Origin of the sequence: Novosphingobium sp. SG919 (assembly GCF_012932495.1) — a bacterium.
GTDB lineage: Bacteria > Pseudomonadota > Alphaproteobacteria > Sphingomonadales > Sphingomonadaceae > Novosphingobium > Novosphingobium rhizosphaerae.
Map to the genome: position 1 here is coordinate 1709849 of NZ_JABCNG010000001.1, position 15776 is coordinate 1725624.

12 protein-coding genes and 1 tRNA gene are annotated in these 15776 nt (G+C 66.2%); 10 read left to right on the plus strand and 3 right to left on the minus strand.

Features of this window, described 5'->3' with window-relative positions; genetic code table 11:
* Positions 1-3: 3 nt before the first annotated feature.
* Both FHT19_RS07685 and FHT19_RS07690 read right to left on the minus strand, forming a co-directional pair.
* The gene (locus FHT19_RS07685; protein WP_168554972.1) at positions 4-525 is read right to left on the minus strand and encodes a phosphoribosyltransferase family protein; all 522 of its coding nucleotides are present in this window, start codon (positions 523-525) and stop codon (positions 4-6) included.
* Between the two features lie 94 nt (positions 526-619).
* The gene (locus FHT19_RS07690) at positions 620-1537 is read right to left on the minus strand and encodes a LysR family transcriptional regulator (protein WP_168554973.1); all 918 of its coding nucleotides are present in this window, start codon (positions 1535-1537) and stop codon (positions 620-622) included.
* Positions 1538-1747: 210 nt separating this feature from the next.
* On the opposite strand from FHT19_RS07690, the gene FHT19_RS07695 reads away from it, so the two are divergent.
* From FHT19_RS07695 to FHT19_RS07725, 7 genes are all read left to right on the plus strand, one after another.
* Entirely contained in the window at positions 1748-2818 is a 1071-nt protein-coding gene (locus FHT19_RS07695) for a purine nucleoside permease (protein ID WP_211184753.1), read from the plus strand.
* Positions 2815-4404, plus strand: coding sequence for an adenosine deaminase (locus tag FHT19_RS07700; RefSeq protein WP_211184752.1), 1590 nt, complete (start codon positions 2815-2817; stop codon positions 4402-4404). The genes FHT19_RS07695 and FHT19_RS07700 overlap by 4 nt, the downstream gene beginning before the upstream one ends.
* A gap of 109 nt (positions 4405-4513) precedes the next feature.
* A complete protein-coding gene (locus FHT19_RS07705; RefSeq protein WP_168554975.1) occupies positions 4514-7006 on the plus strand; it encodes a TonB-dependent receptor plug domain-containing protein in 2493 nt (830 codons plus the stop codon).
* Between the two features lie 68 nt (positions 7007-7074).
* Positions 7075-8196, plus strand: a complete 1122-nt coding sequence (locus tag FHT19_RS07710) for a purine nucleoside permease (RefSeq protein WP_248290310.1) — start codon at positions 7075-7077, stop codon at positions 8194-8196.
* Complete coding sequence (locus FHT19_RS07715; protein WP_169474486.1) at positions 8193-9545, plus strand: 8-oxoguanine deaminase; 1353 nt, start codon at positions 8193-8195, stop codon at positions 9543-9545. Before FHT19_RS07710 ends, FHT19_RS07715 begins: the two co-directional genes overlap by 4 nt.
* Before the next feature lie 24 nt (positions 9546-9569).
* Positions 9570-10949: a nucleobase:cation symporter-2 family protein gene (locus FHT19_RS07720; protein WP_169474487.1), complete on the plus strand. Its 1380-nt coding sequence runs from the start codon at positions 9570-9572 to the stop codon at positions 10947-10949.
* A 34-nt stretch (positions 10950-10983) separates the two neighbouring features.
* Positions 10984-12099, plus strand: coding sequence for an aromatic ring-hydroxylating dioxygenase subunit alpha (locus tag FHT19_RS07725; protein ID WP_282435858.1), 1116 nt, complete (start codon positions 10984-10986; stop codon positions 12097-12099).
* Here the strand turns inward: FHT19_RS07725 and FHT19_RS07730 are convergent.
* Positions 12100-12187, minus strand: a tRNA-Ser gene (locus FHT19_RS07730).
* A 255-nt stretch (positions 12188-12442) separates the two neighbouring features.
* Between FHT19_RS07730 and FHT19_RS07735 the strand changes: the two genes are divergently transcribed.
* The 3 genes from FHT19_RS07735 to FHT19_RS07745 are packed head-to-tail and all read left to right on the plus strand — an operon-like array spanning position 12443 to position 15776.
* The gene (locus tag FHT19_RS07735; protein ID WP_169474488.1) at positions 12443-13459 is read left to right on the plus strand and encodes a lytic murein transglycosylase; all 1017 of its coding nucleotides are present in this window, start codon (positions 12443-12445) and stop codon (positions 13457-13459) included.
* 10 nt (positions 13460-13469) lie between these two features.
* Positions 13470-14543 carry an SPOR domain-containing protein gene (locus FHT19_RS07740; protein ID WP_248290311.1) on the plus strand — a complete coding sequence of 358 codons (1074 nt, stop codon included), beginning with the start codon at positions 13470-13472 and terminating at the stop codon, positions 14541-14543.
* A 42-nt stretch (positions 14544-14585) separates the two neighbouring features.
* On the plus strand, positions 14586-15776 hold the full coding sequence (locus FHT19_RS07745; protein ID WP_248290312.1) for a D-alanyl-D-alanine carboxypeptidase family protein: 1191 nt from the start codon (positions 14586-14588) through the stop codon (positions 15774-15776).

Sequence of the window (15776 nt, forward strand, 5' to 3'; positions counted from 1 at the left end):
GGTTCAGGCCAGCCGTTCGGGCACTTCGTTGGCCTGGCCGGTCAGCGTTTCGGTGGTGGCGACCGCTTCCCACGGGAACACGAACCAGCGCTTGTCGGTGGTGCGGTCGATCGTCTGCACCGCATAGTCCACGGTTTCGAGCGACACCGCGTTGTTGATCATCACCGCAAAGCGCAGGTGGTCTTCCACCGTATCGTGCGCGCGCAGCAGGCGGCGCAACTGGGCGATGGTGCGGCCGGAATCGTTGATATCGTCGATGATCAGGATGCGCTGGCCGGCCTTGGTCATCGTGGCGAGCTTGACCAGCAGTTCGTCGGCAAAGCCGGGCACTTTGGCCGACTGGTCGATCGACAGCATCGGCACATCCAGGATCTGGCTCATGTAGACCGCCGGGACCAGCCCGCCGCGCCCGATGCCGACGACGAAATCGGGCTTCCAATCGCCCGCGCCCACGGTGTGCGACAGCGTGCGCACGATCGCCAGGAAATCGTCATAGGCGATATAATCGAAAACAGGCTGGGTCATGGCGCAGGTCCGCGTGGGATAGGGGAAAGCAGAAGGCGGGTGGCCACCCGTTCCGGCCAGTCCCGATTCGAAGTAGCCGCCCTTACAGGCTTGCTTAACTGGGGTCCATATAGTCGAGCGCGGTAAAGCTGTTCTGGATTTCCTGAAGCACGACATCGGCGGCATAGGACGTGGCGCGCGATGTGGCCGTGCACAGCGCCAGAGTCATCGGCTTGAGCACCGGGTCGGTAAGCGGGACGAATGCCAAAAGGCCGCCTCGCACTTCGTTGGCCACGTCGAGCGAGGTGAGCAGGCCCAGGCCCACGCCTTCGAGCACGAGCGACGTGATCATCTGGATATTGTCGGATGAAGCCTTGCGCTCCAGCGGCATTTTCGACGTGCCGGCCAGCACCTGGACCTGCTGCGCCACGGCCAGCGGCGGCGCGGGCAGGATCATCGGCATGCCGGCGCAGGCAGAAAACCGGGCCGAGGCGCGGGCGGCAAAGGGATGGTCTGCCGGCACGACGAAGCCCAGGCGGATATTGGCATAAGCCAGCACGGTAAGATCGCGAAAGGTCTGCGGATCGAAGCAGATGCCAAAATCGACCTCGCCGCTGGCGATGGCCCCGCGGATGTGCTCGTTGGCCATCACCCGCACGTCCACGGTGATCCCGGGATAGCGGTTCTGGATCGTGCGGATGCGCGCCGGGATGTAGCCCTTGGTGAGCGCGTCCATGATCGCGATGGTCACGTGCCCGCGCTTGAGCCCGCGCAAATCCTCGATCTGGGCGCGCACGTCGATCAAGCCTTTTTGCCAGCGCGTGCCGGCGGCCATCACGATTTCACCCGCAGCGGTCAGGCGCAGGCCCGTGGGCAGCCGCTCGAACAACGGCATGCCCAGTTCGGCTTCGGCATTGAGGATCTGGCGATCGATCGCCGAGGCCGAGACATTGAGTTCGTCGGCCGCCTTACGAATGGAGCCCAGCCGGCCAACGGTCATGAAGTAGCGGAGGAAGCGGGAGAAGGCTGGCATTTGGGGGCTCTCTAATTTTTGCAACGCTCTGTCAAATTCATTGTGATTGATTGCAACGCCATAAGTCTTTTAGCAAGCTTCAGACACAAAATATCATTCAGGGAACGTGTTTTGGGGCGCATAACGGCAGCGAGGCCCGGCAATCAGCCAGGGGCCATCAAAAGGCTTGTGACCACGGGCAGCGCGATGATCGCGGCGCTTGCACTTGCCATGCCGCTGTCTTCGCACGCGGCCGAACCCGCGCTGCCGGCCGTGCCGGCGGTGCAGGCGATCCCGGTCAAGGTCATGGTGATCGCCAATTTCGAGCCCGGCGCCGATACTGGCGACGCGCCGGGAGAATTCCAGCTTTGGGCAGAGCGCGAGCACCTGGACGAAGTAATCCCGGTGCGTGGCGCGCTGCATCCGCTGCGCCGCAACGCCGACGGGCTCTATGGCATGGTGTGGGGCGATGCCCATTCGCTGGTGGTCACGCCCGAAATCCAGTTGATGGCGCTGCTGCTCGATCCGCGCTTTGATTTCTCGCACACCTATTGGCTGTTTACCGGCATTTCCGGCGCGGATCCCAAGGCGGCCTCGGTAGGCAGCGCCGCCTGGGCGCGCTGGGTGGTGAGCGGCGACGCGCTGCGCGAGTTCGCCGAGGCCGATGTGCCCAAGGGCTGGCCTTATGGCCTCTTTGCCATTGGCGCCAAGGCACCGGGGCAATTGCCGCAATCGGCCGACAGCTTTGGCGGGATGACCGACACCAGCTCGCTGGGCATGGCCGTGCCGCTCAACCAGGGATTGGCGCAATGGGCCTTTGCGCTCAGCAAGGACACGCCGATCCCCGATACGCCCGCGCTCAAGGCCGCGCGGGCGCGGTGGAAAGGCTTTCCCCAGGCGCAGCGTCCGCCTTTCGTGCTGATGGGCGAAACGCTGGGTGCGCTGCGCTATTGGCACGGCGCCGGGCGCACGCAATGGGCACGCGATTGGGTCAAGCTGTGGACCCAGGGCCAAGGCCGCTTCGTGATGACCAACATGGAAAGCCAGTTGATGGCCGGCACCATGCTGGCTGCCAGCCGGGCGGGTCTGGTGGACATGAGCCGGGTGATGGTGCTGCGCAGTGCCAGCAACCCCTCGATGCCGCCACCGGGCCAATCGCCGCTGGCAAGCGTCGGGGACGAAGGACCGGGCCAGGTCGCCGCCTATGAAGCAAACTATCGCGTTGGCGCGGTGGTCGTGCATCGGCTGTTGGCGGATTGGCCGCGCTATCGCGACAGCGTACCGAGCGCGGGCCAGCCATGAGGCTGGGGGCTGCCAAAGCCGCGCTATTGGCGGGGGGGCTGGCCTTTGGCCTGGCCGGCGCTGCGCCGCTCTGGGGCAAGTCTGGCACGCCCATGTTGATGCATGCAAACGGGGCACGCGAAGCGGCCATGGGCGCGATCCTGGCCGAGGCCGCGCGCGATCCGGGTGAGTTGCGCCTGCTGCTGCGATCCTTTCCCAAGGGCGGCGACCTGCACAACCATCTGTCGGGCGCTCTCTATGCCGAAGACATGATCGGCTGGGCCGGGCGCAAGGGGCTGTGCGTGGCGGCGGATGGCGCCGGCTTTGCCTCTCCGCCATGCGCACCGGGCAGCGATGCGGCCAGCCTGGGGGCAACCCAGCCCGCGCTCTATGCCAGGCTGGTAGACAGCCTGTCCACGCGCGCCTGGCAATCCGGGGTAGGGGCGGGTGCCACCAGCGGCCATGACCAGTTCTTTGCCACGTTCGATCGTTTTGCACCTGCCTTGGTGGGCGAAGACGCCCAGGCCATGATCGCGGCGCGGCGCCAGGCGGCCCGCGATGGCCTGCTGTATCTGGAACTGGACCACAACCCGCCCGCGCTGCTGGGCGCTGCCCTGTCTGCCCCGGCCCAGTCGCTCGACATGGCTGGCCTGCCCGCTTTCCTGGCTCAAGAGGGGCCGCGCCTGGCCGCGCTGGTTCCGGCCATGCGCGCGCAGATCGATGCAGAGGAAGCCGAAGCCCGCGCTGGCATGGCTTGCGGCACGCCCCGTGCAGAGCCGGGCTGCGCGGTGGTGGTCCATTACCTGGCATGGGCGCTGCGCGACGTGCCGCCCGCGGCGGTGTTTCGCGCGCTGATCCTCGCCTTCGCCTTGGCCGAGCAGGACCCGCGCTTTGTTGGCGCCAATATCGTCCAGCCCGAAGACTGGCCCGTGGCCCGCGCCGATTACGATCTGCACATGGCGATGTTCCGCCTGCTGGAACAGCGCCATCCCGGCGTCGCCGTCTCGATGCATGCGGGCGAACTGGCATTTGGCCAGGTTCCGCCCGCAGACCTGGGCGATCATATCGAAAAGGCAGTCGCCTCGGGCGCGCGGCGCATCGGCCATGGTGTCGATATCGCCTTTGAAGACCACGGCCGGCAAACCCTGGCGCGCATGGCCCGCGATGGCGTGGCCGTGGAAATCAACCTCACCAGCAATGCCGTGATCCTGGGGGTGAAGGGCGCCGATCATCCGCTGGCGCTCTATCGCCGCTACGGCGTGCCGGTCGTGCTCGCCACCGACGACCAGGGCGTGCTGCGCACCGACCTTACCAACGAATACGTCCGGGCCGTGCGCGAGCAGGGCCTGGGCTATGCCGATCTCAAGGCCATCACGCGCGCCAGCCTGGAATACAGCTTCCTGCCCGGCGCCAGCCTGTGGCGCGCCCATGAGCCCGGCCAATGGGCCGCGCCCTGTGCCAACGCGGCACTGGCAACCGCCGCCTGCCAGGCCTTCCTTGCCGGCAGCGAAAAGGCCCGCCTGCAAATTGAACTGGAACGCAGGCTTGACCGGTTCGAGGCCGAAGAGATCGCACAAGCGACCCAAGTTTCGAAGAAAGCAGCATAATTACAAAGGCATAAAATCAAAGCCAGGCCCGGGAGGGGCGCGAAGGCGAAAAAACAGCAACGGACGGCGCGCCCACCGCGGCGCGGCCCGATCATGGGGGTTATTGAAAATGAGCAAGATGCAAGCACGGCCGCACCAACCCACACCCACGCGCGCCACATCCACGCGAGCAGGGCGCCGCGCCCTGGTGGCCCTGGCCCTGTTGGCCGGCACCGCCATGGCCCGTCCGGCCCTGGCCGACCAGGCCGCTCCAGCGCCGGAAGCCGATGGCGACAAGCCCGAAATCGTCGTGTCGGGTTCGCTCGGCGCGCTGCCTCTGAAGGACGTCGGCTCGGTCTTCGGGTTCGACAAGACCCTGGCCGAAACGCCGCGCGCGGCTTCGTCGGTCAGTTCCGAACAGCTTGAACGCTTTGGCATCACCCAGATCTACGATCTCGTCAGCCAGGTGCCCGGCACGTTCACCAGCTCGTTCTTCGGCACCGGCGGCGCGCTCGACATTCGCGGCACCCCCGGCGAAGTCTATTTCCGTGGCATGCTGCGCCTGGAAAACCCGGGCAACTATCCCACCCCGATCGCCGCGGCCGACCGCATCGACATCGTGCGCGGCCCCGCCTCGCCGATCTATGGTCCGTCCAAGACCGGCGGCTACATGAACTTCGTGCCCAAGACGGCGCGCGCCGCCAATGGCACCTATGCGCCCGAGGCGCACGGCTTCCTCAGCTATGACACAGGCAGCTGGGCGCGCAGCGTGCTCAAGGGCAGCGTGACCGGCCCCGGCAAGATCGGCGACCACCAGTTCGGCTACAGCCTCTATGCCGAAAACGAGGATTCGGGCAGCTATTACCGCAATATCCACCCGCGCAACCTGGTGCTTTCGGCGGCGTTCGACACCGACATCACCAGCAACCTGCGCACCGAATTCGGCGGCATGTACCAGAAGTTCCGCGGCCAGCAAAATGGCGGCTGGAACCGCCTGACGCAGGATCTGGTCGATAACGGCACTTACATCACCGGCAATGCCAGCACCTCGGTCGATACCAATGGCGATGGCCAGATTTCGCGCTCGGAAGCCTACGCCGCCAATGGTGGCAAGGGCTTGACCATCTTCGGTTCTTTCGGCTGCGGCGGCGGCATCGGCGCTTCGGGCTGGACCGACGCCTGCCTCAAGGCGAACTATCCCGATCTGGCGCTGGTCAACCCCGGCACCACCAAGCTGAGCAAGCGTGACACGCTGACCGGCCCCAACGACAAGCTCAACAACGACCAGAAGACGTTCTATTTCGACCTGATCTGGACCGGGCCGGGCAAGCTCGAGATCAAGAACCAAGTCTTCTACGACGGCACCAAGAATCTCAACGAGAACTATTACGGCTTCTCGCAGATGATCGATTCCTACGTGCTGGAAGACAAGGTGGTGATCAGCGACAGCTTCACCACCTCGGGCGCCAAGATCTCGGTCCAGGCAGCGCCCTCGCTGCGCTACACCAAGTTCAAGTTTGCCGACGACTTTGGCGTGGAGCTGTGGAACCGGCCCGATATCACCACCGGCTATACCGCCGCGTCCACGCGCCAGCTTTCGACCGATTGCGATTGCGATTATTCGGATTACCTGAAGGGCCACTATCTCGATGTCGGCCTCGCCGGCCTCGTCGATGTCGATTTCGATTTCGGGCTGGACCTGATCGGCGGCCTGCGCTGGGACCATGTCCACGCGACGTCCACCGCGATCGTGTCCAAGTATGACCCCACCGGCCTCCCCGCCGTGCCCAAGGCGACCGGCAACGACAGCGGCCTGTCGTGGAACGGCAGCATCTCCTATCGCACGCCGATCGGCCTGATCCCCTATTTCACCGCCTCGCGCCAATCGACCGTGGTGGCCGGGGAAGGGGCTGAAATCCAGCCGGCGGCAATCGCTTCGGGTACGTTCCTCTCGGCTTCGCGCCTCTATGAAGCCGGGGTTAAGGGCGAATTCCTCGACAAGCGGCTCTATGCGGCGGTCTCGGTCTACAAGCAGGAGCGCACCGACGTCGTTTCCGACAGCCCGCTGACCAACCAGTCGATCCGCACCAAGGGCGTCGAAGCCGAAGTGCGCTGGTCGATCGATCGCCACGCGCTGGTCACCGCCAACTACACCTATATCGACGTGGTCAATATCTCGGCGCTCTCCAGCGGCGGCTATTTCAACTACTTCGGCATCGGTGACCTGGTGAACGTCAAGGATGCCTCGCTCTATCTGGGCGGTAGCCAGATCGGCTACCTGTTCCCGAGCACCAATTCCGAGGCACGCCGCCCCGGCATTCCGCACAACGTGGTTTCGGCCACCGGCACTTATGCGTTCGACAATGGCCTCGCGGTCAATGCCGACGTCAGCCATGTGGACTCGGTGTTCTCGGGCTATAGCCAGAAGGTGCGCCTGCCGGCCTATTGGCTGGTCAATGCCGGCGCTTCGTTCACCACGGGGCCGTGGCTGTTCCGCGCCGTGGTCAAGAACCTCAACAACGCCCGCTATTTCCGCGCGGGTGGCCAGGATCTGTTCGGGGCCGACATCGCGCTGCCGCAACAGCCGCGCAGCTTCCAGGCGACCATTCAGTACAAGTTCTGATCCCTCGGGCAGGGCGGCGGAGTTCTGCCGCCCTGCCAACCTGTTATCGGATAAAGATGATGTTTGATATGAAGGGCCTGCTCCGCGCCGCCACCGCCTTGGCTTTGTTGGCAGGGGTTGCCGGCACCATGGCCCAAGCTGCGCCGACGCCTTCGGTGCCCCCCGCTGTCTCGGCCGCACTGCGCTGCGCACCCGGTGGGTCTTGCGCTGCCAAGATTCCGGTCAAGGTCGTGATCGTGACCATGTTCGAGGTTGGCCAGGACACCGGCGACGCGCCGGGCGAATTCCAGTTCTGGCGCGAGCGGCGCAAGCTCGACGTGCGTATTCCGTTTCCACAATCGCACCACGATCTCTATTACAACCCGCAGAGCCAGATCCTGGGCATGGTAACCGGCATGGGCTCGATCCGCTCGGCGACCGCCACGCTGGCCCTCGGGCTCGACCAGCGGTTCGATCTTTCCCACGCCTATTGGCTGGTGGCGGGCATCGCCGGGGTCGATCCACACCAGGCCACGATCGGTTCCGCCGTCTGGGCGCATTACCTCGTCGATGGCGACCTAGCGCACGAGATCGACGCCCGCGAAATTCCCGCCGACTGGAAAAGCGGCTACTTTGCGCTGCATTCCAATGGACCTGGTGACAAGCGTCCGCAGCAGGCGGACGAGGGCGAGATGTTTGCGCTTAATCCCAAGCTGGCGGATTGGGCCTATGGCCTGACCAAGGACATCAAGCTGGCCGACAGCGCCGAACTGGCATCGGCCCGCGCGCCTTATGCCGGCATGCCGCCCGCGCAATCGCCACCCAAGGTCATGACCGGCGACAACCTGGCGGCCATGACGTTCTGGCACGGCGCCAAGATGACCGACTGGGCGCACGATTGGGTAGACTTCTGGACCGCAGGCAAGGGCGTGTTCGTTACCTCTGCGATGGAGGAAACCGGCACGTTCCAATCGATCGACTATCTCGCGCGCATCGGCCGGGCCGATCGCAACCGGGTGATGGTGCTGCGTGGGGCATCCAATTTCACGATGCCGCCACCCGGTGAAGCGCCGGCGGAATACCTGCTCAAGGAAAACCAGAACTATTCGGGCATGCGCGCCTCGCTCGAAGCGCTTTACACGGTGGGCTCCAAGGTCGTCGACACGCTGCTGGCCGATTGGCCGCGCTATACCAAGGCGCCGCCGCAATGAGCAGTCTGGCCGTCATCCATGCCGATATCGTGGCCACGATGGATGATGCGGCAACGGAAATCGCCGATGGCGGCGTGGTGTGGCGCGATGGCGCGATCGTGGCAGTGGGTAGCACGGCCGATCTGGCCCCGCTGCTCGATGGCATCGAAACCATCGATGCGCGGGGCTGCGTGGTGACGCCCGGCCTCGTCAACACCCACCACCACCTCTATCAGTCACTCACCCGCGCGGTGCCGGGTTGCCAGGACGCCTCGCTGTTCGGTTGGCTCAAGACGCTGTATCCGATCTGGGCGCGCTATACCCCCGACGACGTGTTTGCAGCGACACAACTGGGGCTGGCCGAACTGGCGCTGTCGGGCTGCACGCTGTCTTCGGACCACCTCTATCTCTTTCCCAATGGTGTGCGCCTGGAAGACACCATTGCCGCCGCGCAAGGCGTCGGCATCCGCTTCCAGCCCACGCGCGGCGCGATGAGCGTGGGCGAAAGCCTGGGCGGCCTTCCGCCAGACAGCCTGGTGGAAGCCGAACCGGCGATCCTGGACGACATGGTGCGCGTGATCGATGCGTTCCATGATCCCGCCGATGGCGCGATGGTCCGCGTGGGCGTGGCGCCATGCTCGCCGTTCTCGGTCAGCCGCGAACTGATGCGCGATGCCGCGATCCTGGCGCGTGACAAGGGTGTGATGATGCACACCCACCTGGCCGAAGACGCCGACGACGTGCGCTACAGCCTGGAGAAATTCGGCTGCCGGCCGGGGGACTATGCTGAAAGCCTGGGTTGGACCGGGCCAGACGTGTGGCACGCCCACTGCGTGCAGCTCGACGCGGCCGAAATTGCCCTGTTTGCCCGCACCCGCACGGGCGTGGCCCATTGCCCGTGCTCCAACTGCCGTCTTGGCTCGGGCATCGCACCGGTGCGCGCCATGCTGGATGCAGGGGTGCCGCTTGGCCTCGGCGTCGATGGCTCCGCTTCCAGCGACCGCGGGAACCTCTTGGCCGAAGCGCGCCAGGCCATGCTGCTCCAGCGCGTGAACGGCGGGGCAGGCGCGCTATCCGCGCGGGAAGCCTTGCGCATGGCGACGCGTGGCGGCGCCCAGATCCTGGGCCGGCATGATTGCGGGCAACTGGCCGCGGGCAAGCGCGCCGACCTGGCGATCTGGCCGGTGGACGAGATCGCCTCGAGCGGCAGTTGGGACAAACTCGCTGCGCTGGTCCTCGCGCCACCATCGGGGCCGCGCGACGTGTTCGTCGAAGGCCGCGCGGTGGTGCGTGATGGAGAACTGGCGCGGGTTTCGCGCCAAAGCGTGGTGGCCGGCGCGCAGGCCGCGCTCGCTCGGTTGATGGCATAGGCACAGGAAACGAAGGCAGCAGCGATGGCATCAGCAGCATTACCCGAAGCGGCACCGGCCGATGCCGCCACCGGCGACGGTCTCACGCCCGAGCAGCGCCGCGATCCTGCCTATGTGCCGCCGCTGCCGATGGCCGTGGCGCTGGGCGTGCAGCATGTGCTGGCCATGTTCGTTTCCAACATCACCCCGCCGATCATCGTGGCGGGGGCGGCCGGCTTCGGCTTTGGTTCGGCCGATCCGTCGGCACTGATCTACATGATCCAGGCCGCCATGCTGTTTGCTGGCGTGGCCACGCTGTTGCAGACCGTGGGCCTGGGGCCGATCGGCGCGCGCCTGCCGCTGGTGCAGGGCACCAGTTTCGCGTTCATTTCGGTGATGATCCCGATCGTTGCCGGCAAGGGCGTAGAGGGCATGGCGGCGCTGACGACGGCGGCGTTCCTGGCCGGGATGCTTCATGCCGGGCTCAGCCGCCTGGTCGGCCCGATTCGCTTTGCCCTGCCGCCGCTGGTCACCGGCCTTGTCGTGCTGATGATCGGCCTGTCGCTGGTGCGCGTCGGCGTGGAATATGCCGCTGGCGGCGTCACTTTACGCGGGCAGCCGGCCTATGGCGCGCCGGCCAGCTGGTTCCTGGCCGGGGTGGTGGTCTTCGTGACTCTGGGCCTCAAGTTCTTTGGCAAGGGCGTGCTGTCCACTGCGGCGGTGCTGCTCGGCCTGCTCGCCGGCTATGGCGTGGCCCTGATCATGGGGCGGGTGGATTTCGCGCCGGTGGCCCAGGCGCACTGGGCCATGCTGCCGCGCTTCCTCGCGTTTGGCTGGGAACTGTCCCCATCGGCGATCCTCGGCTTCTGCCTGATCGGCTTCGTCTCCTCGATCGAATCGATCGGCGATGTCGAGGCGATCTGCGAAAACGGGGCGGGGCGCCGGGCGACGGACCGCGAAGTGATGGGCGCGGTGGCTGCCGATGGCGTGGGCACCGCGCTCTCGGCCCTGTTCGGCGCCATGCCCAACACCACCTTCAGCCAGAACGTGGGCCTGATCGCCATGTCGGGCCTGATGAGCCGCTTCGTCGTCACGCTGGGCGCCGTGTTCCTGATCGTCTGTGGCCTCTTGCCCAAGATCGGCGCGGTGATCACCACCGTCCCGATCGAAGTGCTGGGCGGCGGGGTGATCGTGATGTTCGGCATGGTCGCATCCTCGGCGCTCGCCATGCTCTCGGGCGTATCCTGGAACCAGCGCAACATGCTGGTGGCCGGCACCGCGCTGTCCGTTTCGCTCGGACTTCAGCTGGAGCCGGAGGCGCTGGGCCATTTGCCCGAAACCGCGCGCATCCTGCTGTCTTCGGGTGTGTTGCCGGCGGCGGTAATTTCGGTCGTGCTCAATCTGGTGCTGCCAAAAGAGATCTGACTGCGCGGATTTTTGCAACGCTGCGTCAGAATCAATGCGTTTGATCGAACGCGCGCTCGACAGCATCATGGCTGCATCGCATGGAATCAACGAGGTATCGCCCATGGCCACCGCCCTGATCGCGCCAGATGAACCGGCCCTGCCGCACGGCTGCACTTTCGCACCAAAGGACTGGGCGATCCTGGCGCAGCACTGGTACCCCGTCGCCCTGGCGCGCGAAGTGGGCGAGGCGCCGCTCAAGGCCAAGCTGCTGGACCAGCCGCTCCTGCTCTATCGCGCGCAAGGCGGGATCGTCATCGCGCCCGATCGTTGCCCGCATCGCGGCGTGCCGTTGAGCATGGGGCGTGCCAATGGGCAGGGCGTGGAATGTCCGTATCACGGGCTGACGTTCGGCGCCGCTGGCCGCTGCGTGCACATTCCTGCCCAGCCGCATCGTTCGATCCCGGCGCAATTCCACCTTGCCACCTATCCTGCGGTTGAACGCTATGGCTTGGTGTGGACCTGCCTCGATCCCGCCGCAGGGGAGCCCGGCCCAGACGCGATCATCGCCGTGCCGCATTGGGACGAGCCTGGCTTCCAGCAGATCGTCTGCCCATGGATCGACATTCATGGCTCTGCCGGGCGGCAGATGGAAGGCTTCCTCGACGTTGCCCATTTCGCCTTCATCCACACCGAAAGCTTTGCCGATCCCGACAATGCCCAGGTGCCGGACTATCGCCCCCGGCGCACGCTCCAGGGGTTCGAGGCAGAATATTGGAGCAACGTCGCCAACTATCCCAAGGGGGTGGACAAGGCGCCTGCCGGCTTCCGCTGGCTGCGCCATTTCCGCTGCCACGCGCCGTTCACTGCCACGCTGGAAGTGCATTTCCCCGGCAGCGACCGCCTCGTCATCCTCAACGCCGCCTCGCCGATGTCGGCCACGCAGACGCGTCTGTTCGTGCCGATCGCACGCAATTTCGACACCGACCAACCGGTGCAAGGCGTCTATGATTTCAACCGCCAGGTGTTCGAGGAAGACAAGGCCATGGTCGAAGCGCAATGGCCCGCGCGCCTACCGCTCGAACCTACCGCCGAAGCGCACCTGGCCGCCGACATGAGCTCGATGTTCTACCGCCGCGCGCTGCGCGACATGGGGCTGAGCGGGGGGTAATGGCGGAAGGGGTGGGATTCGAACCCACGGATGCTTGCACATCGGCGGTTTTCAAGACCGCTGCAATCGACCACTCTGCCACCCTTCCTGGCGCGCCGCCGATAGCGGTTGTCACGCGATGCGCAAAGAGGTTTTGCACGGGCCATCCACGCAAAATGCGCCGGCGGGCCGATTTTCGGCGGCCTTGGGGCATCACCCCGGCGCGCGGGTGTTCCATTGTCGGGCAAGGCATGCAAGACAGCCTGCAATGATGGCCCAATCGATCCCTTTCGTTTCAAGCGTTAACCTTTCTCGTGCCGCACCGTGGCGCGCGGCCACCCGCAAGGCCTGGCGGCGCCTGGCCATGGGTGCGGCCCTGGTGCTGGCGGCGTTGGGTGGCCCAGCCGTGGCGCAAGACAGAGAGGAAGCCGGTTTCCAGGGGTATCTGCAACTGCTGGCGGCCAAGGCGCGCGGGGCCGGCGTGCGTGAACAGACCATCGGCAGCGTCCTGCCGGGGCTGACGTTCAACCCACGCGTGATTGCGTTCGATCGCAGCCAGCCCGGCGGCGGACCGTCCACCGGCGGAATCCCCTCGTTCGAGCCCTATCGCCGCCGCCATGTCGATGCCGGGCGCATTGCCAAGGGGCAGCGCATCTATGCCGAATCGGGCCAGCAGATTGCCGCAATCACCCGCCGTTACGGCGTGCCCGGGCCGGTGATCCTGGCGATCTGGGGCCATGAAAGCAATTTCGGCAGCTATACGGGCGATTTCGATCTGCCGCGCTCGCTGGCCTCGCTGGCCTATGAAGGGCGTCGGCGCGATCTGTTTGCCGATGAATTCATCGCCGTGCTCAAGATGATCGATCGCGGCGTGCCCCGGCAGAAACTGGTGGGCAGCTGGGCCGGCGCCTTTGGCAATCCGCAGTTCCTGCCCAGTGTCTATCTGCGCGTGGCGCAGGATGCCGATGGCGATGGGCTGGCCGATATCTGGTCCAGCCGGGCCGATACGTTGGCCTCGATCGCCAACTATTTCCGCGATGCCGGGTGGCGGCCGGGCGAGCCCTGGGGATTTGCCGTCACCGCGCCGGCCGGGCTTGACCGCGCGAGCCTGGGCACCACGTTGGCCAGCCCGCGTTGCCCGCAGGTCTTTGCCCGGCACAGCCGGTGGCGGACCGTGCGCGAATGGCGCGCGCTGGGCATGATGCCTCAGGCGGGATATTGGCCCGCCGGAGACGATACGCTGGCGACGTTTTTCGAGCCGGACGGGCCAGGGCGGACTGCCTATTTGCTAACCGGAAATTATCGGGTCATCCTCGATTACAACTGCTCGAACTTCTACGCCCTTTCCGTGGGATTGCTCGCCGATGAAATCAGCCGCTAGCCGCCCGGCCTTGTTTAGGGCCGCCCTGATCGCCGCTGCCTGTGCCACGCCGTTGCTGGCTTTTGGCGGCCTGGTTCACACTGCTGCGGCCCAGCCGCTCTCTGGACCGGCGGCGGATTATCCGATGGTGCTGGGCGCGCCTTTCGCCGTGGACGGCGTGACCTATACGCCCGCCGACACGCTCAATTATGATGCCGTCGGCTATGCCGTGCCCGATAGCGCGGGCGAGGGTGGGATCAGCGGGTCGCACCGCACGCTGCCTTTGCCCTGTTATGTGGAAGTAACCGCGCTTGACAGCGGGCGCACGATCCTGGTGCGTCTGGAACGGCGCGGGCCGATGCAGGGCGATGGACTGGTGGCCTTGTCGCCCGGCGCCCTCGCGCAGCTTGGCCTCACCGGCGCGCATGCGCCCGTGCGCGTGCGGCGGGTGAACCCACCCGAAGTGGAGCGTGCGCTGCTCCGCACCGGGCAGCATGCCCCGCAGCGCATGGATACGCCGCCAGGCCTGCTCACCGCGCTCAAGCGCAAGCTGGGCATCCTGCCACCGGCAGACCCGCGGCCGGAAGTGCTGGCCGCCGCTTTGGCAGGCACGGCGCCGACGGCGCAACCGCCCGTGCCCACGGCGCCGCGGCCGGTGGGCCCGGCCAGCGCGCCACAGGCCCGTCCGGTTACTACCCGCAACACCACGCCGATGCCGGCACCCCGCCCGCCATTGCCGAGCCCGGTGGCAAGCCCGCCCAAGGTGGCTGCGTCGCCAAAGCCGGCTGCTTCAGCGCCGGTTCCGCCCAAGCCAGCCGTCGCCAAACCCGCTCCGGCGGCAAAGCCCGAGCCCAAGCCGGCGCCGAAACCGGAAGCCAAGCCCGCCGCCGCCGGCGCGGGTGGGGGCTATGCCGTTCAGGTCGGTGCCTTTTCCACCCGTGCCAATGCTGAAAAGGCCGCGCGTGAAGTGGGCGGCACCGTCTTGCCCGCCGGCAAGTTCTTCCGGGTCCGTATCGGTGCGGCTTCGCAAGACCAGGCCAAGGCGGCACTGGGCAAGGCGAAGCGGGCGGGCTATGCGGATGCGCAGATCCAGCGCGCGCCATAGGCTGCCTGGCTTTCTGGCCCATTCGTAAACTCGGGGTTTTGCTTGCGCCGTCTGTTTTCCGTTGCTGCTGCCGCCGCCACTGTCGCTGCGGCGTTCGCGGCCGTGCCCGCCCAGGCGATCCGGTCTCCCCATGTGGAGGTTTCGGCCGATCCGGCGCGTCCGCCTGAAGTGGTGGCACCGATCGCGCTGCTGATCGACGTCAATTCCGGGCGCGTGCTGTTCGAGCGGCAATCGCACCGCCGCTTTGTGCCCGCCTCGCTCACCAAGATCATGACCAGCTATGTCGCGTTCGAACTGGTAAAGCAGGGCAAGCTCAAGCTTGACGCCAGCTTTCCCATGCGGCCCGAAACGTTTCGCCAGTGGCACCGCGTGGGCAGCACGATGTTTTTGGAAAACAACAGCCAAACGCGCGTGGCCGATCTGCTCGAAGGGATCGTGACGGTTTCGGCCAACGATGCCTGCGTTGTCCTGGCCGAGGGTGTTTCGGGCAGCGTGCCGGGCTTTACCGCGCTGATGAATGCACAGGCCCGCGCGCTGGGCATGCGCGACACGCACTACAACACACCCAATGGCTGGATGGACGAGGGCCGCACGTATGTTTCGGCGGCCGACCTGGCCACGCTCAGCACCGCGCTGATCACCCGCCACCCGGATTTCTACCGGCGCTTCTATGGCCATGAAACCATGATCTGGAACGGCATCGAGCAGCGCAACCACAACCCGCTCTATGGCGCGGTGCCGGGTGCCGATGGCGTAAAGACGGGCTTCACCAACGAGGCCGGCTATGGCCTGGTCGGCTCTGCCCAGCGCGGTGGCCGCCGGTTGATGATGGTGGTTGGCGGCTACGACCGTCCGCAGGACCGCGCGCGCGATGGTGCCGCGTTGCTCGAATGGGGCTTTGCCGCGTTCGACGAAACGCCGTTGTTCGCACCCGGCGCGCATCTGGGCAGCGCGCGGGTGCAGGGTGGCACGGTGGCGAGTGTTGGCCTGATGGCGGCGCGTCCACTCGCCATGCTGGTGCCGCATGGGCAGAAAGTGCGACCCACGCTGTCGATCCGCTACAAGGGGCCATTGCGTGCGCCGATCGCCAAGGGGCAGGACGTGGCTCTGCTGATCGTCCGCGCTCCGGGCCAGCCCGAAGCGCGGCTGCCGCTGGTCGCGGCCGAGGCGGTGCCGGCGGGCGGCATGCTCGACCGTCTGCGCGACGGGTTCACCGCGATGGTGGGCCGGTGA

Excerpts from the sequence above, each read along its gene's own strand:
- FHT19_RS07710 (WP_248290310.1), top strand. The coding sequence starts at position 7,075 with ATGAAGGGCCTGCTCCGCGCCGCCACCGCCTTGGCTTTGTTGGCAGGG.
- FHT19_RS07695 (WP_211184753.1), top strand. The coding sequence starts at position 1,748 with ATGCCGCTGTCTTCGCACGCGGCCGAACCCGCGCTGCCGGCCGTGCCG.
- FHT19_RS07715 (WP_169474486.1), top strand. The coding sequence starts at position 8,193 with ATGAGCAGTCTGGCCGTCATCCATGCCGATATCGTGGCCACGATGGAT.
- FHT19_RS07685 (WP_168554972.1), bottom strand. The coding sequence starts at position 525 with ATGACCCAGCCTGTTTTCGATTATATCGCCTATGACGATTTCCTGGCG.
- FHT19_RS07705 (WP_168554975.1), top strand. The coding sequence starts at position 4,514 with ATGAGCAAGATGCAAGCACGGCCGCACCAACCCACACCCACGCGCGCC.
- FHT19_RS07700 (WP_211184752.1), top strand. The coding sequence starts at position 2,815 with ATGAGGCTGGGGGCTGCCAAAGCCGCGCTATTGGCGGGGGGGCTGGCC.
- FHT19_RS07725 (WP_282435858.1), top strand. The coding sequence starts at position 10,984 with ATGCGTTTGATCGAACGCGCGCTCGACAGCATCATGGCTGCATCGCAT.
- FHT19_RS07735 (WP_169474488.1), top strand. The coding sequence starts at position 12,443 with ATGGGTGCGGCCCTGGTGCTGGCGGCGTTGGGTGGCCCAGCCGTGGCG.
- FHT19_RS07720 (WP_169474487.1), top strand. The coding sequence starts at position 9,570 with ATGGCATCAGCAGCATTACCCGAAGCGGCACCGGCCGATGCCGCCACC.
- FHT19_RS07690 (WP_168554973.1), bottom strand. The coding sequence starts at position 1,537 with ATGCCAGCCTTCTCCCGCTTCCTCCGCTACTTCATGACCGTTGGCCGG.